Source organism: Actinomyces sp. oral taxon 181 (assembly GCF_018370895.1).
Taxonomy (GTDB): Bacteria; Actinomycetota; Actinomycetes; order Actinomycetales; family Actinomycetaceae; genus Pauljensenia.
This window is the reverse complement of the sequence record NZ_JAGYZL010000008.1, coordinates 58,584-80,789: the sequence shown is the minus strand read 5'-3', so window position 1 is coordinate 80,789 and position 22,206 is coordinate 58,584. Positions and strand designations below refer to the sequence as shown.

At 55.7% G+C, this 22,206-nt stretch carries 18 protein-coding genes; 5 read left to right on the top strand and 13 right to left on the bottom strand.

Features of this window, described 5'->3' with window-relative positions; all coding sequences use genetic code 11:
• Both KHW85_RS05130 and KHW85_RS05125 read right to left on the bottom strand, forming a co-directional pair.
• Nucleotides 1-3,042 carry a glycosyltransferase gene (locus KHW85_RS05130; protein WP_291459067.1) on the bottom strand — a complete coding sequence of 1,014 codons (3,042 nt, stop codon included), beginning with the start codon at nucleotides 3,040-3,042 and terminating at the stop codon, nucleotides 1-3.
• Entirely contained in the window at nucleotides 3,042-3,335 is a 294-nt protein-coding gene (locus tag KHW85_RS05125) for a WhiB family transcriptional regulator (RefSeq protein WP_009409184.1), read from the bottom strand. The genes KHW85_RS05130 and KHW85_RS05125 overlap by 1 nt, the downstream gene beginning before the upstream one ends.
• A 721-nt stretch (nucleotides 3,336-4,056) precedes the next feature.
• On the opposite strand from KHW85_RS05125, the gene KHW85_RS05120 reads away from it, so the two are divergent.
• Nucleotides 4,057-4,344, top strand: a complete 288-nt coding sequence (locus KHW85_RS05120; RefSeq protein ID WP_291459066.1) for a hypothetical protein — start codon at nucleotides 4,057-4,059, stop codon at nucleotides 4,342-4,344.
• Between the two features lie 65 nt (nucleotides 4,345-4,409).
• On the opposite strand, the gene KHW85_RS05115 is transcribed toward KHW85_RS05120, so the two are convergent.
• From KHW85_RS05115 to KHW85_RS05070, 10 genes are all read right to left on the bottom strand, one after another.
• Nucleotides 4,410-5,090, bottom strand: a complete 681-nt coding sequence (locus KHW85_RS05115) for a hypothetical protein (RefSeq protein ID WP_291459065.1) — start codon at nucleotides 5,088-5,090, stop codon at nucleotides 4,410-4,412.
• Nucleotides 5,091-5,138: 48 nt separating this feature from the next.
• Nucleotides 5,139-5,579, bottom strand: a complete 441-nt coding sequence (locus KHW85_RS05110) for a GtrA family protein (protein WP_291459064.1) — start codon at nucleotides 5,577-5,579, stop codon at nucleotides 5,139-5,141.
• Nucleotides 5,580-5,599: 20 nt separating this feature from the next.
• On the bottom strand, nucleotides 5,600-6,523 hold the full coding sequence (locus KHW85_RS05105) for a glycosyltransferase (protein WP_291459063.1): 924 nt from the start codon (nucleotides 6,521-6,523) through the stop codon (nucleotides 5,600-5,602).
• A gap of 248 nt (nucleotides 6,524-6,771) precedes the next feature.
• Nucleotides 6,772-8,733 carry a glycosyltransferase gene (locus KHW85_RS05100; protein WP_291459062.1) on the bottom strand — a complete coding sequence of 654 codons (1,962 nt, stop codon included), beginning with the start codon at nucleotides 8,731-8,733 and terminating at the stop codon, nucleotides 6,772-6,774.
• Between the two features lie 92 nt (nucleotides 8,734-8,825).
• Nucleotides 8,826-10,832 (bottom strand): DUF6541 family protein, encoded by a 2,007-nt coding sequence (locus tag KHW85_RS05095; RefSeq protein WP_291459061.1) that lies wholly within the window; start codon nucleotides 10,830-10,832, stop codon nucleotides 8,826-8,828.
• Between the two features lie 30 nt (nucleotides 10,833-10,862).
• Entirely contained in the window at nucleotides 10,863-11,591 is a 729-nt protein-coding gene (locus KHW85_RS05090) for an ABC transporter ATP-binding protein (protein WP_178706649.1), read from the bottom strand.
• Nucleotides 11,591-12,469 (bottom strand): ABC transporter permease, encoded by an 879-nt coding sequence (locus KHW85_RS05085; protein WP_178706646.1) that lies wholly within the window; start codon nucleotides 12,467-12,469, stop codon nucleotides 11,591-11,593. Before KHW85_RS05085 ends, KHW85_RS05090 begins: the two co-directional genes overlap by 1 nt.
• Nucleotides 12,466-13,632 (bottom strand): UDP-galactopyranose mutase, encoded by a 1,167-nt coding sequence (gene glf / locus KHW85_RS05080; protein WP_178706643.1) that lies wholly within the window; start codon nucleotides 13,630-13,632, stop codon nucleotides 12,466-12,468. The genes KHW85_RS05085 and glf overlap by 4 nt, the downstream gene beginning before the upstream one ends.
• Before the next feature lie 55 nt (nucleotides 13,633-13,687).
• The gene (locus KHW85_RS05075; RefSeq protein ID WP_291459060.1) at nucleotides 13,688-14,551 is read right to left on the bottom strand and encodes a glycosyltransferase; all 864 of its coding nucleotides are present in this window, start codon (nucleotides 14,549-14,551) and stop codon (nucleotides 13,688-13,690) included.
• Nucleotides 14,548-15,561, bottom strand: a complete 1,014-nt coding sequence (locus KHW85_RS05070; RefSeq protein WP_178706638.1) for a glycosyltransferase — start codon at nucleotides 15,559-15,561, stop codon at nucleotides 14,548-14,550. Before KHW85_RS05070 ends, KHW85_RS05075 begins: the two co-directional genes overlap by 4 nt.
• Nucleotides 15,562-15,999: 438 nt before the next feature.
• Here KHW85_RS05070 and KHW85_RS05065 point away from each other — a divergent pair, with 438 nt between their 5' ends.
• The 4 genes from KHW85_RS05065 (at nucleotide 16,000) to KHW85_RS05050 (ending at nucleotide 21,600) form a co-directional block, all read left to right on the top strand.
• On the top strand, nucleotides 16,000-17,586 hold the full coding sequence (locus KHW85_RS05065) for a C39 family peptidase (protein WP_291459059.1): 1,587 nt from the start codon (nucleotides 16,000-16,002) through the stop codon (nucleotides 17,584-17,586).
• 190 nt (nucleotides 17,587-17,776) lie between these two features.
• Nucleotides 17,777-18,982 carry a hypothetical protein gene (locus KHW85_RS05060; RefSeq protein WP_291459058.1) on the top strand — a complete coding sequence of 402 codons (1,206 nt, stop codon included), beginning with the start codon at nucleotides 17,777-17,779 and terminating at the stop codon, nucleotides 18,980-18,982.
• A 36-nt stretch (nucleotides 18,983-19,018) separates the two neighbouring features.
• Nucleotides 19,019-20,284 (top strand): LCP family protein, encoded by a 1,266-nt coding sequence (locus KHW85_RS05055; protein WP_291459057.1) that lies wholly within the window; start codon nucleotides 19,019-19,021, stop codon nucleotides 20,282-20,284.
• Nucleotides 20,284-21,600: an LCP family protein gene (locus KHW85_RS05050; RefSeq protein WP_291459056.1), complete on the top strand. Its 1,317-nt coding sequence runs from the start codon at nucleotides 20,284-20,286 to the stop codon at nucleotides 21,598-21,600. Before KHW85_RS05055 ends, KHW85_RS05050 begins: the two co-directional genes overlap by 1 nt.
• A 66-nt stretch (nucleotides 21,601-21,666) precedes the next feature.
• Here KHW85_RS05050 and KHW85_RS05045 read toward each other — a convergent pair whose 3' ends face one another.
• Nucleotides 21,667-22,179, bottom strand: a complete 513-nt coding sequence (locus KHW85_RS05045; protein ID WP_291459055.1) for an NUDIX hydrolase — start codon at nucleotides 22,177-22,179, stop codon at nucleotides 21,667-21,669.
• Nucleotides 22,180-22,206: the final 27 nt, after the last annotated feature.

Here is a 22,206-nt window from a genome sequence, read left to right as displayed (position 1 = left end):
CTATTCGCCATCGTCTACTACGTCCTTCCTCCCTCGAAGAAGCCCACAAAGCATCACTGCGGCGGCAAGTGCGCACACGACTTTCCACGCCAGAACCCAGTTCGAGCGGTAGTTCAGTACGAGCTCACCTTCGGATGGAAGCGAAAATGCCGTTCCCCACTGATTCGTCGCTTCAGTTTGGTTCAAGCGCTGTCCATTGAGAGTTGCAACCCAATGCGAGTTCTGCCGTTCAGCAAGGCGAAGGACCCCGGGGCCCGAGACGCGTGTGCGAGCACCGATAGCACCGCTTGCGAGCTCTTCACACTGGGAGTCGGCCGACTCTGAGGCAAAGCACAGGCGCGCGGGCTTACGTCCATCTGGACGTACTCTCCATGCGCTCCCGGCCTCGGTTTCACCGATCTTCTCAATACCGGGCGTACGGTCCAGCGTTTGTGTAATGGAAGGCGCTGCGGGTCCCCCGGAGTGCACAATGATCGTATCGACGCCGTGAAGCGCTAAACGCTGGGAAGCAGAATCGTCGGGGAAAGACACCAAGGTCGCGATTGTCTCCCCCAATTCACTCCGCACGGGATCGCTGATGTTGTTCATCCTGTCACGGAGAGCCGCCCACGAGGCCACGCTGGAATGTTCACTCCATTGCGGGCCTGCGCCGCGCCAGATTCTGGCATCGAGGTCGCCATCGGCGCCGACGTTGAGCACAAGAACCCGAGCCTGCCGCGAAGAATTCTGTGCATAGCGGGAAACGAGAGGCACCTGTTCGCTGGTCGAGCGCGCGCTCCACTGCGCTGAGGGCAGTACCTCAATCCATGGGGATACCGCCAGTAAAAGGAGCGGGATCAGCCCAACACAGGCAACAAGTTTCCATCCTATGCGGGTCAGTTTTCTTTCCTTTTCGATGCCTTTGACGCAAAGCAATAAAGCGCAGATCAGGGCTAAAGCCTGAACGCTAAGCAGCGCTCCACCCCAAGCAAACAGCGGGCTATTTGCGGAATCGACAGGAATGTAAGACAGGGTTAACGCTGCAATACCGCTCACAAGCGCGATGCCCACGAGCACCGGAAGAGAAGCCGGGAAGAAAGAAGAGCCTCGGGAATGAAGAAGAAAACGCCCGACGCTCAGCAGCGTAACCAACCAGAGGCTCAGGAGAAGGAGCGCACAGACGCCAAGCCACGCCGCGGAAGAAGCTGCGGGTATCCCCCAGGCACCCAAGCCAAAGGGGGCACGCTCATAGGAAGCTGCGGCCTCGGCGGGAGCAAGAAGTGCGGGCCAGGCACGCCAGGCAATTGCATCGACAAAGAAAGGCAGACACAGAAGCAGGCCAGGAAGAGTTGCTGTGGCACGGTTGAGACCGCGCGAGAAAAGCACAAGTGCGCATACCCCAAGCAGCGGGTAAGCGGCGGTGATAATCAGCCCAACGATTGCTGCGCACGTCCACCGGCGACGCAAGATGACATGTTGATCACGTGGAAGAGAAAGGAGCAGGGCCACCCACAGGGGTAAAAATACGTGCACGGCAAGTGAGGCCAGTCTTCCGCTGGTCATTGCGAAAAGTGCACTGGGAAGGCATGCCCACAGACACATCAACGCCACTCGCAGCGAGCGCGATGATGTCAGGCGCATGCTGAGGACGTCCATATTCCACGCTGCCCACGCTGGGCTTAGGACGAGGAAGATGTAGAGCAGCACCGTTGGCGCGATACCTAGAAGTGCAAAGGGAGCGCTCAACGCGCTCAGAAGCTGGACAAGAGGGTCCACCGCGTGTACAGAGCCATCACCAGAAGGTAGCCAGCCGGACCACGCATAGCCCCATAGATCTAAGAAGCGGTCGGGAAGGTTGAGCCAGGCTCCCCCATTAACCGATCCCAGATCAGAACGGTAGATCCACAAAGTGAGCAAGAAGAGCGCAAGCGTCGTGACAACGCGAGGCGTCAGGTCGCTGCTCCGACGTTCAAGAAGCGAATCTTTCCACGAGGTCTGTTCCTCAACAACGTGAGCGCTCCGGTGCGTTCGGCGAATACGAGAAGCATCAAAGCGTCCTGTGAGCAGCGGGCGTAGTGAGGAACGTGGCTGGCCGGCACAGCGGGCATGACGCGCCCGTGCAGCCACAATATGCGGGATATGAGCAAAGAGGCCGAGCCACGCAAAGAAACGAGCATAGGCTGCGCGTGGGCGAGCGCTGAGCAGCAAGGCAAGGCAGCTCAGGGGAATCCAGAGCAGCGAAGCCAGACCCTGAACAGTGAGCAGCAGCGGGTTTGAAATGAGAGTCGCGAAATAGAACTCACTAGAACGTCGAGCTCGTAGTGCTGAGGCGCGCCGAAGGTTTTGCGGCGAGGAGACCTGCAGGTGGGTCAGGTGGGCATTGGGGGCCGCAACAACGCGGTGGCCTGCTCGGTGAATCCTCCAGCAAAGCTCAAGTCCTTCGTTGTACGGACCGAGCGCTCGATCGAAACCACCGACCTGGTTAAAGACGGAGGAAGCCACCAGAAGACCTGCACTACCACCGGCAAGAACATCAGTGACGCCGTCGTACTGTCCCTGGTCGATTTCTCCATCCAGAACAAACGGAACGCGCCTTCCCGAGGCTGTTGTATGGATTCCAACTTCTGCAAGAGTCCCATCAGCGTGGAAAACCTTTGGAGTTACGGCAGCAATGGATGCCCCTGCCTCGGTAGCTGCAAGCTGCTCCTCCAGACAGGCAGGCGCCGGTAGACAATCATCATGGAGGATCCACAGCCAATCGCTTGCAGTGATTACCTGCGAGGCAGCGTGGTCTTTGGTGGCTTTCGCAAGGGCATCGCTGATGTTGCGCGCACGCCCAACTGAGATCAGCAGTGCATTGTCAGGGAGGTCTTCAGCGACGACGACCTGTCCCGAGGCCAAAGGAGAAGTTCGGGGGGCACGCACATCGCAGACGATCAAGTGATCGACTGGGCGACTCTGTGCAGCTAGTGCATCAAGAAGCGAACGCAGCTCGGGGGTCATTCCCCGAGCGACGATGATGGCTGCGACTGTCCCCCGCGAAAAGGGGATGCCCCGAGCCATTAGATGGCCGAGCGGCGCAGTCGACGACGTTCGCGCTCTGACAGGCCACCCCAAATTCCGAAGCGTTCATCATTCGCCAATGCGTATTCAAGGCATTGCTGGCGAACCTCGCAAGATTGGCACACGGCCTTTGCTTCACGAGTCGAACCTCCCTTTTCAGGGAAGAAGGCTTCAGGGTCAGTCTGAGCACACAGTGCGTGCTGCTGCCAGGCTAGGGGACCGTCAGAGAAGGGAAGAGCTTCAACATCGGCGTCAGACCACTCAATAGGGCCATCACCCAGAATGTTCCACACGGTAGTACCCCCTCTGTGTGATGAGATGTAACAAAAAGGTCAATACGAGAATTACACGCGTGTCGTTTCCACCTGTCAAGCGGATTAAGGATAAAGGGAATGCAGGCTGAAGGCGTTCAAAACAGAGCACGAATTGATAGTTTACGCAAGTCCAAAAGCGCAGAAATCCGCGCTTTCCGCGGAATTCCAAGGAAACCTGAACGTAAAGCTGAACACTTGCTGTAAATATTGGGCAAAAACAGCACATTTACAGCCTTTCCGCTACCCTTTTTCTATGCAAGCCATCTCACATTTTCTCTCGACAATCCAAAGGGCGAATCATCCAATTTTGACCCACTATCACAGTTTTCGAGATGAGATTTCGGGCCCTGTCGCTTCTCGTTGGGTCTCAAAAATGGCAAATTTACTTGCTTCCGACCTCAGTAACGACCTGTTCGGAAATACTGACACCCCCTCTAGCATTCTGATTGAGCTACCAGCGGGCTGGCAGGCAACGTTTTGGCAGGTCAGCGGGGATTTAATGGGCTGGGAAACCCAAAACACCCCTTTCTCCCAGCATTTATCCAGTAATGCTTTCAGCTTCGATGTGCACGTCAGTAATGAACTCGTGGCCCTCGAAGCAAGCACTGCAGCATGGCGCCTAGCTCATTCCACCGCTCCCCTGGCTATGCGCTGGAGAGGCCCTTTACCCTCCGGGATCCTTGATACACTATCCGAGCTCATGGCTCAAAGCGATCAATTCGAGTACGAGACACTGGACAGCGCTCCTTCCATGAAGGATTACCAAGCGCAGATCAACTCTGACGAAGAGACTCTTCTCAAGGAGGTTTCGGCGCAGGGACAACCCACGCGCCTGGGTCTCTACTGTGAAAGCTTCCCAAGCGCTCCCCTACTCACGCGTCTATGGATGGATGGACACAGCATCGTGATCGTCAACAAGTCTCACTACAGCGTCGAAAAGGCGCAGGAAATTTTCGCCAGCGAAAAGGTGTGCCTTGCTGTGGATTAGGAGCTTAAAGCCCCGCGCTCAAGGGACTGCTCACCTGCCCGTTAGGGGCGCGGGTTTAAACCCTATTACTTCTTCAGGTGGAAGATCTCTGTTCCTGCCCGATTAATCTTTGCACCATCGCCGGTTTCGATATCCCAGCACACCATCGCCTCGCTTGTGCTGGCACACACGTCCTTGCCTGCATAAACGGTTTCTCCATAGGAAAGGGTGCGCAAACGCTCGCCCTGGTTCGTGGGGAGCGGTCCATCTCGGCGCGCGGAAATATAGGGGATTTCTTTGTCTTTAGAGAGCCCTGCGAAAAGAATATTGTCTTTGGCAAGGGGCTGCGTTCCCGGGAAGAACTCCTGCTCACCGTAGGGCTTATCCTCACGGTAGGAATCGACCATGCATAGCTGCAAAAGATCGTTAGCAAACCAGCAGTGGATGTTTCCAGAGGGCGAATTGACCCAGATTCCTTTGGAATCTCCGGTGTCCTCCAAACGGCTTGCGCCCTGAGGAATGGAGCCAAGTGTTGGGCTCACTCCCACATCATGGGCATTCGCCGTGGGACTTTGCATCGCGTTCGTGACGGAGGAGTTAGGGGAAGCCTCGCTTTGCGCACTCCCCTGTGTTCCGTTCCCGCTTGCCGAGGCCGCTGGAGAGCTCTGTGCGTCTGCGTTCCCCGAGCGCGTCCTGCAGGAAGTCAGAGAAAGGCCGAGCAGACCGATAAGCGCGACGGCAGAGACCTTGATAATGGGATTGCGCATTGTAGGACCTCCAACAGCGCTGTGTGGATGTGTTGCAAGGGAATATATTTACTTCTTGCGGGTAAAAATGAACCTATACCCCAAATAGTTACATACCGCTCCGGTGCCCATAGCAACGATTTTTGCGGCAGGTTTGAGCAAGGATAGCGAGATTCCCAACCCAAGCGCGGGAAGACCGTGAACAATCGCCCAGATGATAGCGGATTGAAGGACCATTCCCGTAAAAAGAGTCAATCCCGCAAAAGAAAAGAACGAGGCCCAGGAAAAACCTTTTGCTTGGAAGACAAAGTGCTGGTTAATCCAGTAGCTCACGCACACAGTGATGACCGTTGAGGTGATATTCGACGGGACCACCGGTAGATCAAAGCCCACCGAGAGCAGCGAGAAGAGCGAAAAGTCCAGAAGCGAGGTTCCAACACCCACCAAGAGGTAACGGTAGAAGGAACCCGCTTCAAGAAGACGCTTCCACGCCTTTTGAAAGACGTTCATAAAGACCGTAGATTCGCTGATCAGTTCGGAAGCACCGAGGAGTAACGCAGGTATGCCAAACGCATGGCTTCGCGGCGAGTCTTCAAGTTACCGGATTGAAGCAGTCCGACAACGAAGGACAAGACGCCAACGATCACCAGAGAAGAAGCCAGTACAGCGCTGGGCAGCTTGGGAACATTGCCCGCCTGGATGAAATGCCAGATGACGGGGGCTCCGAAGCACAGGGCAAGGAGCATGAAGATCGCAGAGAAGATCCCATAGAACGCCATGGGGCGTTCGTGTGCAACGAGTCGCCCAATCAGTCCGAGGATACGGAAGCCATCGTGGAAGGTACGCAGCTTGGATTCTGAGCCCGCGGGGCGATCCTTGAAGCCGACGCCGTACTCGGCCTGAGGAACGCGCAGTGCCATGGAGTGGACCGTGAGTTCGGTTTCGATCTCAAACTCACGAGAGAGGGCCGGGAAGGACTTGACGAAACGACGAGAGAAAACACGGTAGCCGGAGAGCATGTCCGTAACGGTGTCGCCGAAGAGGAATCCGACCAGGGAGTTGAACATCTTATTTCCCTGAGCATGGCCGGGGCGGTATGCAGAGTTATCCTTATCGTCAACACGGCAGCCCAGTACGTGATCAAGGTTTTCACGTACCAAAAGGTCGATCATTTCGGGTGCGGCCGAAGCATCGTAGGTGTCATCACCGTCGATCATCACGTAAACATCGGCATCGATGTCTGCGAATGCGCGACGCACAACATTGCCCTTACCCTTACGAGTTTCCTTGCGGACAATTGCACCGGCAGCCTGTGCAACCTCCGCGGTACGGTCGGTTGAATTGTTGTCGTACACGTAGACTTCAATTCCGGGAACTGCATTCTTCAGATCCGTGACAACTGTGCCAACTGCGGCTTCTTCGTTGTAGCACGGGACGATTGCTGCGATACGCACCTTGAATTCCTTTACTCCGACATCGGGGGTCGCAGGCAGAGCCTGCACTCATGCGTATAGCCTAGCGAAGATCACTGCAATTTAGCGAGATCGCAACCCCGGCAAGTCGATTTTCGTGTTGAATCGCAATATTTTCAGTTGCCGCCGATGACGCCTCACAAAAAATGCGCGTGACATAAGCGTGGTGGGTGAGAAGAAACTCCTCACCCACCCACGTTATTTCTCGGGACTACAGCCTATGCTAGGGGTTACTTCAATCCGAAGGTCTTTTCCCATGCCTGAACAGAGACAAGTTCAGGAAGAGCTTCCCGGTACTCACGGCTCAGCGAAGCCCAACGGCGAATGAGTTCCGCATGGAGCGCAATACTCTCAGCCAAGGCACGACGGTAGTGCTTGGCATCGCGCTGGTAGCGCCATGCACCGGAGCCTTCCGCGTTCGACACCAGAGCAGAGTTCAGGTTTGCAAGCCTCCACCAACGAGCATCCGTGCTGGAGAGAACATCCTCAACACGGTCCTCACGGTGTTCGCCTTCAGGCAGGAACTGCTTGGTGATACCAGCGATTGCCTTTGACATGAACTGGGCGCGTGAATCAGGCTTGGTGCCGACCGGAGCAGGCTTCTTACGGTGTACTGCAGGGAAGTCTGCGGCCTCGGTCATCAGGCGGGCGTCAGTGTATTCCTTTGCCTTTGCGCGTGCCTCTGCAGCTCGTGTGTGCATCGAAGGGTGCAGGTGGCCTGGGCCAAGCAATACGTCCTTAAGCCCCTGGCGGCGCAGATCGGCGCTGTAGTACTGCAGAGAGAGCAGTGCGCGAACGTCCGAGGCCAGTGAGGTCTTCGGGAATGATGCACCGCGCGGGTAGGGAGAGTGCAGCAGCGCCGCAACCCAACGGTTGCGCTGGTGGAAGTAAGCCTGCCAGTCCAGACCGTCGTCCTTCTCAGTCCACGGCACGTGCCACACGGCAGCGCCGGGAAGAGAGACCGTCGGGAATCCATGTTCTGCTGCGCGCAGGCCGTATTCGGAGTCATCCCATTTGATGAAGAAGGGCAGGGACAGACCGATCTCAGCAACAACAGGCTTGGGGATCAAGCACATCCACCAACCGTTGTAGGCGACATCGATGCGGCGGTTCAAGCGAGGATCATTGCGGATCGTGCGCTGAGCCAAGTCAACTGTTGCAAGTTCAGGGTTGACAGCCCCCCACCAGAATTTGTGAGCATCGATCGTTTCACCCATCGAGTGCAAGATCGTACGCTCATTTGCATTGAACATGTGGCCGCCGACGATCGTCGGCGTCAGCGTATGCTCTGCGAAAGCAAGTGCGCGAAGTAGGCCTTCAGGTTCGATGACGGCATCATCGTCAAGTAGCAGGACGTAGTCCGAATCGGGGTTCTTGAGCATCTCGTACATGCCGCGAGAGAAGCCACCGGAACCGCCTAGGTTTGCCTGTTCGATCACCCGGAGCTTGCTTCCCAGATCTTCTTGAAGACGCGGGTAACGCTCGCAGTCCTTCACGTTCTTATTACCCTGATCGACAATGAGAATCTCGGCAATGTGATCAAGGACCTCAGGTTCTGCTTGGAAACGCTCGGCCTGAGTCAAGCAGTCTTCGGGAAGGTTGTAGGTGGTGATACCCACGGTCACATTGGCATGGCGGTCACCTTCGCGCGTAGGTACCGACCAAGTTCCCCATTCGAGCTCAACGTCTTCCTTGAGAGCAGAGATTTCGGGCCAAATCCAGCCACCGTCACCAAAACGGTTCAGCGGGATATCGAAGCTCAGCTCACCAGATCCTGCGCGAGTCGCAACAGGGGTGAAGGTACCACGTGCTGAGGAACGCATAACCTCAACAACCGCCCTCTTCGAGAGCTTCAGAGTCAGACGGATGTTACGAACATCTGTCCAACGCTGCCAATAGGAGGCAGGGAAAGCGTTGAAGTAAGTCGCAAGTGAAAGACGCTCACGTGCCGGGATCAGAAGCGAGGTACGAGTCGCATCCACTCCACGGGGCATTTCAAATTGTCGAAGTGTAAGCACACTCTGGTCTCCCTGAGAAGCGCTTAGTGCAGCACTTGATGGAGCAACACCCCAGTCGACGTAGAGCGGCCATAACGAAGTGTCACTCTCTCCGGGGAACACAACGCGCTGGACGGGAGTCCATTGCTGTTCGGTTGCAGTTCCTTCAGCAACCGCTTCGGTTTTCGCTTTCACGCGACACTCCTTCATTGTGTGCATTTATGGGCAAAGTCTATGACAGAAAAGCCAATAAAATCTATGTCAAACCGCGGGCGTCTTGTTGACGTTTAGTCAAGTCCGCAAGCGGTGATCTTGTAGAGACTATAGGGGCCTTGTTGGAGCACAGTCTCAAATCCCGGGGTCTGTGGAGTAATATTTCGAACTCCTAGCCACGGGTGCGGTTCATCAAAAATCTGCTTATGACGTTCAAGGACCATCACATAGTGCACATCAAGGTCACGAAGCATCGGACAAACCTTAGCTGAATCCGTTGCAACCGCATCAAGATGGTCTTTTAGATATTCAGATTCAGGATTTGGTGATCCAATCCAGTTCCCAGGCATTGCAGGGAAAACGACGGGCAATCCTTCAACACCGTAGGCGAACATTGACCCGTCGAATGGATCATTCATGACCTTTGTGTCAGTACCGACAATCGAGCGGGCCTTCTCCATGAATGCGAGTTCTTCGGTGTCGGTGTACTTCGTTGCGACGTCAGCGCTCATCTGTGCGAGCATCTTTTCACGATACGCGATATTCGAAGATGCGAGGGTGAGTACAACTACCGCTGCGATCAAAACAATTGATGTTCCAGCAACGATTCCTCGTTTTACAGATGTCGAAGCGGTGTTCTCGACAAGTTTCGATACTGCGGAAACACCGTATGAGAGAGCATAGGCTGCCAAAGCAACCGCAAGGATACACATCGCGCCAGCAGGCCGGAATGAATCGTGATACCAGAATCCAGTTGCGACATTACGGAAGCGTCCTTCGAAGGCTGCGCACAGTACGTATAGGCTCGCGACTGCAAGGTAAGAGAAGACGATCCAAGCCTTCCTGCGAAGCAAAGCGACAAGAAGCCCAAGAAGAACAAAGACCGCAAGGACGATTTCTCCGCTGTATTCACCACCGGTTGCATTCATTGACAACGTTGCCACTGCGCGAAGTGATTCTGCGGGCGTTTGGAAAGAATGCCATACCCATGTGACGGTTCGACGCATGAAAGGCGCTTTATAGAGTGCAATCCAGATACCGGCAGCTGCGACAAGCAGGGAAGTGCAGGCGGCAAGTGCCAGCAACACCGATCGCTTCGCACAAACCTTCCAGGCACTAAAGAAGAGGAAGGGAAAAATCATCACTGCGATGGTGAAAACAGAGTTCGGTTGCGCCAGGGCGATCGCTGCAAAACCTCCAATCAGCAGAAGAAGGTAGGCAATGAGTTCACCTGGTGCCAGCGTCTTCAAGCGAAGACCGCGAACAAGAAGAACAATCGCGGCGAGATAAGCGGGTGTTAACGAGTATGCAAAGAAATTCGAATACAGGACACCAAATGTTAAAAAGCCCCATGGGTACGACCCGAAAAGACCGGCAATCGCAATTGCGAGCTGCGGGGCAAGGTCAAATTTCTTCGAGAAGACCGCGAAAGTAAGGAGGCTGACAGAAAGAGGCCAAACGAAGAGCAGAACAACAAGTGTCGATGCATTGATTGCCTGCATCATCGATGTGTTGAGCACAGAAAGAGCTAAGGAGACCCATCCGTGCCAGAGCGCAGGATAGAAATGAGAGCCGATCGTGCCATCAACCGTCGCACTGTGAAGAGAAGATGCATCGCCAGAGTCGAGAATCCAGCGAATGACAGCCATATGGAAAGGCGTGTCATACGAATAAAGAATTGCATCTGCTGAGCGGAATGAGCGAAGGAAGATGAAGAGGACGACTCCCGCGTTAATTCCCAGACACAGAAGTGTGACCAGAAGGCCACGCAGATTCGACAGCGAGAAGAGATGAGCGAAACTAGCTACCCAGTCGTAAGGGCGGCGTCCTCCAAGGAAGGAAAGTCCTGCAACAAGGAGCATGGTCGCTAGCGACACCGCAACAACAAGCCCTAAGCCCCAGACTCCGGGTTTAAAACCAGAAACTAAGGAAGCAGCACCCAATACCGCTGCACCAGTCAGTGGTGCAAAAGCAATAGTGAGCACCCGGGAACGGAACAGCAAGGCGTTCACAAGGATTCCCGGAACATAAAGAATCAACGCTAAGACAAGAGCCGGAACGAGGAGCGAACTCCAACCCATACTTCTATCTCCTGATCTAGGTGCGAGGTATCAAAGGGAACGCAGTCGATCGACTGCTTCTTGCGCGCTTCCATCAACAAGAAGTTCACCATGGTGCAGCAGCACTCCCCTATTGCACAGGCGCGCAATCAGGTCGAGGTCGTGGCTGACAATCACCAATGAGGTCCCTTGTTCTTGCATCTCGTGAATACGATCAAGGCACTTGCGTTGGAAAGGCTCATCACCCACAGCCAAAATCTCATCAACCAAGAAGATGTCCGGGCTGGTGTGGACCGCAACTGCGAAAGCCAAACGCAAGAACATACCCGAGGAGTAGAACTTAACCTCAGTGTCAATGAACTTCTCAATCTCCGAAAAGGCGACAATATCGTCAAAAGCAGCTTCAATCTGCTCTTTACTCATGCCTAGGATCGCGCCGTTAAGAAAAACATTCTCGCGGCCTGTTAGGTCTGGGTGGAAACCCGCACCAACTTCAATGAGGCCAGCCATGCGACCACGGTAGCCCACCGAGCCCTCATCCGGCGTGATGACTCCTGAAATAAGCTTAAGCATTGTCGACTTACCGGAACCATTGAAGCCGATCAGACCGATCGAATCCCCCTGTTCAACCGAGAAACTCACATGGTTGAGTGCGCGGAAATGATTCACCAGCTGGTTGCGGCGTCCCGTGAGGCTCCAGACCAAACGGTCCTTCAAGGTGTGCGTATTGCGCAGTGCGAATTCTTTGACAACATCATCAACGCGAATAACTTCAGTCATCACAGCTCCTGAGCAAACTTGGGATCCATGCGCCTGAAAGAGACTTCGCCAAAGATGACGGCGCCTAGAGAAATCAGCAGAGCAATTCCCGTCCAGAGTCCCAGATTGGGAAGGTAGGGATTCGCGGCAGCATCAACTAGGGTCGGCTGCCAGAAACCGTAGTGGAAAAGCTCAACCGCAATGGTCAGCGGATTGGCCTCGTACACCCACCACAGCCAGTGCAGGCCGTGGGCATCCAGAACGTCGCGCACACTAAACCACGTGTACAAAACGGGAGACACCCACGTAGCCATCATCAAGATCAGGTCAACGAAGTTCTCTGAATCGCGGTAGAACACGTTGAGTGCACCAGAGAAAAGGCCAATTCCCAGTGCAAACATTGACACGATGAGGAAGGCTGCAAGGATCGCCAAAACTCCCCACACCGTCGGATGCCAACCAAAAAGAAGTGCACCGACGAAAAGAACAGCAACCTGCGGGAGGAAGTGCACAAGGGCGACCCACATGGCCGACATCGGGAAGAGTTCACGGGGAAGATAGATCTTCTTCACCAGCGGAGCGTTGCCGACAACAGATCGGGTTGCATTGCCAAAAACTTCCGAGAAATAGTTCATGAGAACCACGCCGGAGAACATGTAGATCACATAGTTCTCCACGGCGCGGTTCATCTTCATGAAAACACCAAGCGCAAAGTAGAAGACCAAAAATTGGGTCAACGGCTTCGCGTAGCTCCACAGCATTCCAAAGATCGAGCCGCGATAGCGAGCTCGCAGTTCCTTATGAACGATCAGGCTGGTCAGGTAGGGCTGACGGAAAACCTCGATCAGCCCCGATGACTTGCCCGGGGTTTGGAATTGCTGCGATGCGATGTTACTCAACGAGTGGTCCCATCCTCGAACAAGGGGGCAAGCTCGTTATCGAGCATCGTCAGTGCCGAAGCGATGGCCATGTGCATATCCAGGTACTTGTAGGTACCCAGGCGGCCGCCGAAGAAGACACGGTCTTCATTCTTCATAAGCTTACGGTATTGCTCGAGGCGCTCGCGATCCTGTGCGGTGTTCACCGGGTAGTAGGGCTCATCGCCGTGATCAGCAAAGCGAGAGAACTCGCGGAAAATCACGGTCTTCTTGTCCTGGTAGTCACGCTCGGGGTGGAAGTGGCGGAATTCGATGATTCGCGTGAAAGGAACGTCGATATCGCCGTAGTTCATGACGGAGCAGCCCTGGTAGTCACCGGTATCGACGACTTCCTTTTCGAAGTCGACGGTGCGCCAGGACAGGTCACCTGCCGAGTAGTCGAAGTAGCGATCGACCGGGCCGGTGTAAACAACCGGAACCTTGCCGACAACCGCAGCCTTGTTCAGCGGGTTTTCGGGATCGAAGAAGTCGGTATCCAAGTAAACGTCAATCAGGTCCGAGGCCACCATGCGTTCCATCCACGCGGTGTAGCCATCTACCGGCAGACCTTCGTACTTATCGTTGAAGTAGCGCGAATCGTAGTTGTAACGCACGGGAAGACGCGAAATGATCGAGGCGGGAAGATCCTTGGGATCGGTCTGCCATTGCTTAGCCGTGTAGTTCTTGAAGAAAGCCTCGAAGAGGGGACGACCAACCAGGGAAACGCCCTTGGACTCGAAGTCAGTGATCTCTTGGCCGTCAACTTCTGCCGCCTGCTGGGCAATCAGCGCGCGGGCCTCGTCCGGGCCGTAGGCGGCGGAGAAGAACTGGTTAATGGTTCCCAGGTTCACGGGCATCGGGTAGACAACACCGTCAACGGTGGTCCATACGCGGTGAACGTAAGAAGTGAAGGAGGTGAAACGATTGACATACTCCCACACGCGCTCATTGGAGGTGTGGAAGAGGTGTGCGCCGTACTTATGGACTTCGATACCGGTTTCCGGATCAATCTCAGAGTAGGCATTGCCACCAAGGTGTGAGCGACGCTCAACGATTGCGACGCGGAGGCCCCAGCGGGATGCGGCCTGCTCAGCAATTGTCAGGCCGAAAAGGCCAGATCCGACGACAACGAGGTCATAGTTCACGGTCGAACTCCTTTCAATCCCAGTCAGTATAAGCGAAAGAACTGGACAGATCGCGTCATTGGTCCTTCGACACGAACCAGCGAAGTTTTCCAACCCCTCGATAGAGAGTTTGTCGAAGTTGTGTAGGAATCAACCGATAGGCCCCACGGATGGCAAGGTTTCGCGAGTATTGAGCCTTGGACACGATTCCTTCACTGAGCAAAAGGTTTTGAAGGCGCATCTCTGAGCGCAGCATCTGCGCCCCGCCGCGCCTCTTATATGCGCCGGATCCCACGCGATAGCGAACAAGAACCTCTGGCACATTCGCGCATGGAATTCCCGCTGCAACCATCCGTGCAAAAAGCAAGTAGTCCTCCATCAGCTGAAGGTGCTCATATCCTCCGACTGATTCAACTGCACTCTTGCGGTAAACAACTGAAGGATGTGCGAAGGGAGAGCGGTAGGAAATGACCCGACGGATCTCTTCTTCGCTGGTCGGCATAGTCCGGACCATCCCGCCCTCGGCCTCGTCATCGCTGAATTCTTGAATTGCTGAGCCCAGCAAGCCCAAGCCGGCCTCGACGAGGGGAACCTGGACTGCGAAACGACGGGGAAGCGAAATATCGTCAGCATCAACGCGCGCAACAATTTCATACGAACAATGTGCCAGGCCAATATTCAAGGCATTCGCCAGTCCCATATTGCGCTTGAGCCGGACGACCCTGACATCTGTGTTTCCCAAAATTTCGGTTTCTTCCCCTCGCGCAGCGCGGTGAAGAAATTCCGAAATCTCTTCAGGGATGGGACCATCGCACACAACAACCAACTGGCGTGGGCGCAACTCCTGTTCGCGCGTCGCGCTGGAAACTGCACGGAAGAAGAACTCCGGCTGATCCCCTGCATAGACAGGGAGCAGAACCGAAAAGTTTGTGACTGTCATCGAGGCTCCCCCTCTGAGCAGCCACGCGTCTCAGGGCTAGATGATGAGCACCCGCAGCCGCACCCACAAGCGCGCCGTCCCTGTTCAAGAGCAGCCACTTCATCAGCAACCTCGGTGAGATGAAGGATTTCACTGGAGCGCAACGGCGGCCGCCAGGCATCACGAAGCCCCTCACGCAGGTATCCGAGCGCAGCTTCGCGGTCAGCCGAGGCGGCAATCATCTTTGCCCAGCGAAGCGCAGTGGCAGCTCCAAAAGCGCAGCGATCAAAAAGGCCAAAGCCGGAAGAAGTTCCAAGCGCCCAGACTTTGTTACGAACTTCGTTGTAGAAACGCGGGCCGGGATCGGCAGTGGAGTTTCCGAAGGTCTTCGTCCGATGCTCGACACGTGCCCCATCCACGTAAAGTCCCACTCTTCCCTTGAGAAGGCGCGCGGTGTATTCAAAGTCGTCATTCCACAAGAAGTAGGCGGCTTCAGGAAGCCCTTCTTCCTCAATCGCACGAGCATCGATCATGATCGCCACGAAGGAGGCCGTGCGAATCTGACGCGCTCCAACAGCAGCGGCGTGTTCACGCAGCTGCCGGGAAATCAAGAAGCGTTCGCGAGGCGCATTCATTGGGTGTTCGCGTCCGTCAATCCAATCGGCCCGGCACGCCAAAACGGCGGGTACACCTGGGTATTCCTCACGAGTTCGTAGCAACACCTCAAGGGCAGTAGGAGTCGGGATCGTGTCATCATCCATGATCCACACGAGGTCGGCACCCAAAGTCATTGCCCTGGCAATTCCTGCGGCAAAGCCGCCAGCACCTCCGTAATTTTGCGGAAGCGTCACAACATTGGTGACGGCAGGATGCGAAGCTATGAGCTGGGGAGTTTCATCGCTGGAAGCATTATCAACAACGACGACTCCATCCAATGGCCGGGTCTGCGAGGCAAGGCCGTCCAAGGTTTCACGCAAGAGCTGTGCTCGGTTCCATGCAACGACGACGGCGATGACGGTTGGATTGCTCATGGGATAAGCCTACGGGCAAATGTGAGGTATATGCCAAGTAATGAACATAAATTCTGAATATTATTCGGCTAGAGTGTTTGAAGAGTAAGTTTCTCTTTGCCCCCCAGGAGACTTCTTCATGAAGCATTCATCTATCGCATCGACCTGTGCGGTGTCAGTGCTGTTTGCACTTGCACTTGCCCCTACAACACACGCAGATCCCTCTTCCGCTTCACCATCCCCCTCCCCGTCAGTCAGCACCGCGGCCAGCGAGGCAACGCCTTCGGCCTCCCCCACGGCCTCGGCACACGCAACCCCAAGCGAGGCCACGCCCACCACTGCCGCGATTACCGCACCCCCCCCCCCCCCGCACCGTTCTCCCCCGCTGATGTCATTCGCCAGCACTGGCAGGAATTAGGCGGAGAAAACGGAGTACTTGGCGCTGTCACCTCTTCACTGGTGCCCCTTCGTGACGGTGCTTTCATCCAGTTTTACCGCGGCGGCCAAATCTACTGGACCCCTCAGTACGGTGCACACGCCTCGCGCGACGGAATCCACGAAGCCTACAGCGCACACAAATGGGAAAACGGCCCCCTCGGTTTCCCAACTTCTGATGAAGAGAACCAGACGATCGCGGGGATTCGCGGCGCAGTTCAAACCTATGAGAACGGCGAAATTCGTTGGAGCAGCCAGGGCGGGTCCCACCCCATATGGGGCAAAATCCTTGAGCGCTACAAGGCCGCAGAAACAGAAGGTCGCTCGCTCGGGTGGCCTCTCAACGATGAGATGAAGGACGCTGCGAACGGCGGCACCTACCAGCACTTCACTGGTGGCTCGATCTATTTCCACCCGTCGACCGGCGCGCATAGGGTGACTGGCGGTATCCGTAACCTATGGGAAGCTCAGGGCTGGGAACGCGGCCAGATGGGTTACCCGACGGGCGAAGAGACCGCTACGGCGGGTGGTGGCGTGTATCAGACCTTCCAAGGTGGCACTGCCTATTGGCACCCCCGCACTGGCAGCTATTACGTGCATGGTGCCGTGTTGGGCGCATACGGGCGCGCCGGATATGAATGGGGGCGTTTTGGTTACCCGACCAGTAACGAAACGCCTTCCGCAAACGGCGGCGTTTTCCAGACGTTCCAGTCAGCCACCGCTTACTGGCACCCCGGTTCGGATTCTTATTTCGTCCACGATGCGATCATGGGAACCTACGCTTATTACAACTGGGAACGTGGGGAACTCGGTTATCCGCTCTCTGACGAAACCGCTACAGCTAATGGCGGTGTCTATCAGATTTTCCAAGGAGGAACCGCATATTGGTCGCCGCGTTCCGGCTCGCACGCTGTCGCATCTGATTTGCTTGCCGAATACGGTAACCACGGGTACGAATGGGGACACTTGGGGTACCCAACTTCTGAGGCTTACTGGGACGGCAACCGCCATAAGCAGAACTTTGAGCACGGTGTCCTAGAAAAAGCCCACGACTTCAACGTCACATGGGCCGGGCAGCCCAATAACTATTTCTGCGGTCCGACCAGCGGTTGGATGATCCTCAACGCGATCGGCGCGCACCACTCTGCGCAGGGAACACCGCTCAGCATTGATGCAGTTGCAAGCCGCGACTACATGAACACTGTGGGCTACGGCTACACAAGCTTCCACGATCGTCGTTTCGAGTACGGGATGAATCGCTGGTTGGGCCGTGATGCTTACACCACGATTCACACTCCCTCGGTTGATCAGGTGCGCGATTCGGTAAAGAGTTCCTTCCGCAAGGGACTCCCCACCGCTCTTGATGCCCAGGAACGTCGAGGAGGCCCCCACTATAACGGTCACCCAAACTCGACCTTCTCCCACATCATGGTGGTGACTTCCTACGATCCCAACACCGATTCCATGCGGATTGCCGACCCGGGAGTTCACTACCTCTGGAACGGGGAGGAACAGTTCTGGTACCACCTACCCTCATTCACTCAGAACTTCCTCCAAACCGAGGTCGAACGCGATGGACGCGAGCACATTGGTATCTACACCGCACGCTGAGAGTTTGGGCGTTCCGGGAGCGCCGCCTCTCCCGGAACATCCCGGCTTCCACTCTCATTCCCGAAGCCGCGCGCCCCTGCGTCACTTTGCGTTCCTCAGCGCTTGCGCTCTTGTGGCCCTTGGCGGCTGCGCAAGCGGAGGGAGCGGGGATTCTTCAGCTTCGGCGAGCGCGAGTGTATCGCCTCGTCAGATGAACGGCGTCTTCGAGCCTCTCGTTGCTCCCTCTGCACTGGAGGATCCGCACGAAGGTGCGTGCACAGATCTCTCTCTTCCTTTCGAGATCATCGCGATGCACGCGAGTGCTCAGCCATGCGAATTGGCTCCATCGGGGCAGACCCAGGCGGCTTCCGTAGATGAGAAATGGTCGCTGGGCGGGGATTTTCGCCAGATCCCTTCTCTTCCCATCGACAACTCTCAGGTTTTCGGCTCATCCACACACGACCCGAACGACCTGTACTCCTACAAGCCCGCAATTCTCACCCCGCAAGGGGCACGCGATCTATCTGCCGATCTTCTTCGAGAAGACGGAAACTACGTTGAGCCGCTCGATGGAACACAAAACGGTCCTTGGATTACTTTCCTTGGCCGGCAGGTTTCTTCTTCCTCAACGGGCGACCGCCAAGAAGACAATGTCTTTGCCCCGTGGACGGTTTTCTCCTGGAATAAGGACGAGCAACGTTTGCACACCGTAATGACTTGGAGTGATCTTCCCGCTCACAGTCCACGAAGCGCAGGCGAACTTCCTCCTGTTAGCGATGGGACACACGCGTTTTACGGCGCAAAAGCCTCAACTGATCACGGAGATTTCTCGCTTGTCGTCACCCAAGGCCTCGACGATTCAAAGCGCTCTGACAAGCCCAAGATTCTTCTCTTTGGCGCCTACCCCGCGGTCTGCGAGCAGGGGCTCAGTGTGGTTGCCACTCCAAAGGACTCACCTCTCCCCTCTCGCGTTGTCACCCTCAGCGGAGATGATTTCTCAGCGGCCACCACGCACTTCGACCTCAAATCACAGGACTACAGGATCAGTGGGCTCTACGCGGCCGGCGATCACCACGCGGTCCTCATTACCCCATCACGAACTTCTTCCACGGCCTCGTCATACCTTGGAATCTGGAACGACAGCACCACTGACTATCCCACGCAGTGGATCATGCTTGATTCCCGAACTCCTTGGGTTTCTATCGGTGAAGAGGCAATCGTATGGGGTGCGGGATCGCAGGCGAACAATGCGCAGATGTACCTGCGTCCATGGGAAACCGGCAAGATCGCGCGCCTGGGAGAAACCCCCGGATACTCACGCCCCGTTGTCGCTGCACGCGGACACACAGTGATGATCCCGCGTGTGAACAGCCAGGGGGGCATTCAATGGAGTATCGGGGAATTTACTGCGGAATAACACGCGGAGAACTCAAGTAACGATATGATAAACGCGATGAGTACTCCACAACCGCGCGATGCGCGACCGATCCTGCACTCTGCGACGCTCCCTTTCAAGAGCGGTGCGGCACGAGTGGTTTCACTGGTTGCTTTTACCTGTGTTCTATTGCTGGTGTGGACAGTGTTTTTTGTCTATCACAGCTTTGGTAGCCAGCTTTCGGCAAACAGCATCAACACAAATGGTCTTGGAAATGCGAACTCAACCGAATCCGCAGCACCCGCGGACTCTTTTGAAGGTCGCGCGGTCAATATCTTGATTTCGGGTATTGATTCACGACAGAACCAGGGCGATGACGCCAATGGTGATCCTGATGAGCTGTCGTCAATTCACTCTGACACGACCATGTTCATGCATATTTCTGCGGACCGTTCGCGAATCCAAGTCGTCTCTATCCCCCGAGATCTCATTACCGATATTCCCTCGTGTCGCCGCTCCGATGGCACGACTTCTTCCGCCTACACAGGAATGTTCAACTCCGCATTCTCAACGGGCTCGAATAACACCGATATCGCGGGTGGTATTGCCTGTACCGAGGCCACAGTTGAGCAACTGACCGGAACGAAGGTTGATGGCTTTGTTGTCGTCGACTTCCACGGTTTCCGCGGCTTGATTGATGCTCTTGGAGGCGTCTGGTTCGATATCCCCGAAGATATCGATGATTCCAAGTCAGACCTTCACGTGCAGGCAGGATGCCAGAAGCTTGATGGAAAGACCGCACTTGCCTACGCGCGCACACGCTACGCCATTGGCGATGGTTCCGATCTCAGCCGTATCTCCAACCAGCAGAAGCTTGTCGCGGCAATTATGCGCGAGTTGATGGCGAAGAACTTCGTTTCCGATCTTCCCTCACTTCTCTCCTTCACGAAGCAAGGGCTTTCAGCTCTGCAGCCTTCGCAGAACCTGTCAAACATCAACACCGACGTGGGCCTGATGCTCTCACTCACTTCGGTCAATCGTTCGAATATCCAGTTCATCACCTCACCGAACCAGTATTCGCCGGTTGATCCAAACCGAGTCATCAACCTGGAGCCTCAGTTCAGCCAGGTGTGGGAAGCAATCCGCAAGGACCAGCCCTTCCCCGCAACAGTTGAGTTCACGAATGGCAGCGGTGAAGACGGACAGACGAATGCTCCCGCTCAGGATCCTTCGGCCTCGCCTTCCTCATCACAAAGTGCATCTGCTTCCGCAACGCCCAGTGCAAGCGCGTCGCAATCTCCAAGCGCCACGCCGACTCAGAAGCCCTGTCCCCCGGAGAAGTGATGACTCAACCGCCTTCATTCCAACCTGATCCTTCACGTCGGCGGCCTCGTCTTTCAGAGGTCGCCAATGCTGGTGCCCAGAATGAAGAAGCGGCTGATCAACCCCGCAGTGTCCCCACTAAGTCCCCGCAGCACTCTCCCACGCAGCAGAGCGCACCGGCCGAACCTTCCCGCGTTCAAGAAGAGGCGATGCCTCCTTCCTTTGCGCCCCGTGCACGACGAAGCCAGCCTCCGGCCTACGCCCCCTCAACTCCAGCACGAGAATCCGTAGGTGCAACTTCCAGACCTCCTGTGCAGGCATCAACGCAACGCCCGTACTTCCAACCTGTTCAAGCCCAGCCCAGCGCACGCCAAGCCGGGGGCGTAAGCCCAGCGAAGCCTCGTCAGAGGAAAAAGAGGCGCTGGCCTCTTGTCGTCGTCGCGTGCGTTCTGCTGATGTTGGCATGGCCGGTTTTCCTGATGATGGATGCCAACTCTCATTTGAAGAAGATCGATGCGCTGTCAGGAAGTGCTAACACTTCTGGAACTACGTATCTATTAGCAGGGTCAGATTCACGCGCAGACGGATCGGTACCCGACGACACCGAGGGGCAACGCGCAGACTCGATCATGCTTGTTCACGTTGCCCCCAATGGACAGACCAGCAATATCTCCCTCCCCCGCGATACCTACGTCGAGATCCCCGGCTATGGCTGGGACAAGCTCAATGCCTCATATGCGTATGGAGGCCCCGCGCTCTTAGTCAAGACGGTCGAAAAGCTCACCGGACTTACCGTAGATCACTACGCAGAGATCGGAATGGGCGGAGTGTCAAATATTGTCGATGCGGTCGATGGGGTGAATCTGTGCTTCGACCTCAGCGTTGAGGATAAACGCTCGGAGCTCAATTGGGAAGCCGGATGCCATGACGCCGACGGTAAGACTGCTCTAGCATTTGCGCGCATGCGCTATTCGGATCCACGGGGTGACATCGGACGTGCTGAACGCCAGCGTCAGGTTGTGTCGAAGACCGTTTCGAAGGCGATGAAGCCGGCAACGTTGCTCAACCCGATGAGCGCCCTGCGCGTTGAACGAGCTGGCGCTTCCGCATTCACGGTGGATCAGGACTCATCTGTTATTGACGTTGCACGCTTGGTACTGGCATTCCGTGAGGCGCAAAACTCCGGAATGACCGGTGTTCCCCCGATTGAATCGTTGGGCTATGCGACATCGGCTGGAAGTGCGGTGTTGCTTGAAGACACGACCACACCGGATTTCTTCGCCAAGCTTCGTGCTGGGACGCTGACAAAAGACGACCTGGCATCACTGTCCTCATAATCGGGATGCCCCTGAGGCGCGCCCCAGATCCCCTACTCGAAAGTCGCGCTCATCGTTAAAGAGCAGTCAGGAATTATTGCGAAGGCTCCAGACGGAAAAAGCCGCAAGAGAAATAGCGTCTTGAAGCTGGCCCCCCACAATCATCTCTTTGAGTGCATCAAGACTGACCCACTGAAGCGCATCAACTTCTCCATCAATAGCTTGACGCTCTTGAGGTGGGACCGTGCAGGAGACAACTTCGACGTGCCCGGCAAGGATGCCAGAATCAGGGTAAATCTGCCCCAAAGAATGTCCCTTTTCCCCATAAAATCCGGTCTCTTCAAGGAGCTCACGCAAGCCGGTCGCTACTCCATCCGCATCTATTTCCTCGCTCATTCCTCGTGGGAATTCCCAGAGTTCATGCTCAATGGCAAGACGTTGCTGACGGACCAGGGCAAAATCACCGTTCTGGTTTCGCGCAATCACAACCGCCCCGGCGCGATTTCCCCCAATAAAAACGCGGTGCATACGCGGAGTCGCATCGTTACCTTCGACCCACAGGGGGAAGTTTTCCGCGTGCCAAACCTGGGTCCATTTCATGGTGCCTCCTTGTGTCTGATGGGGTGA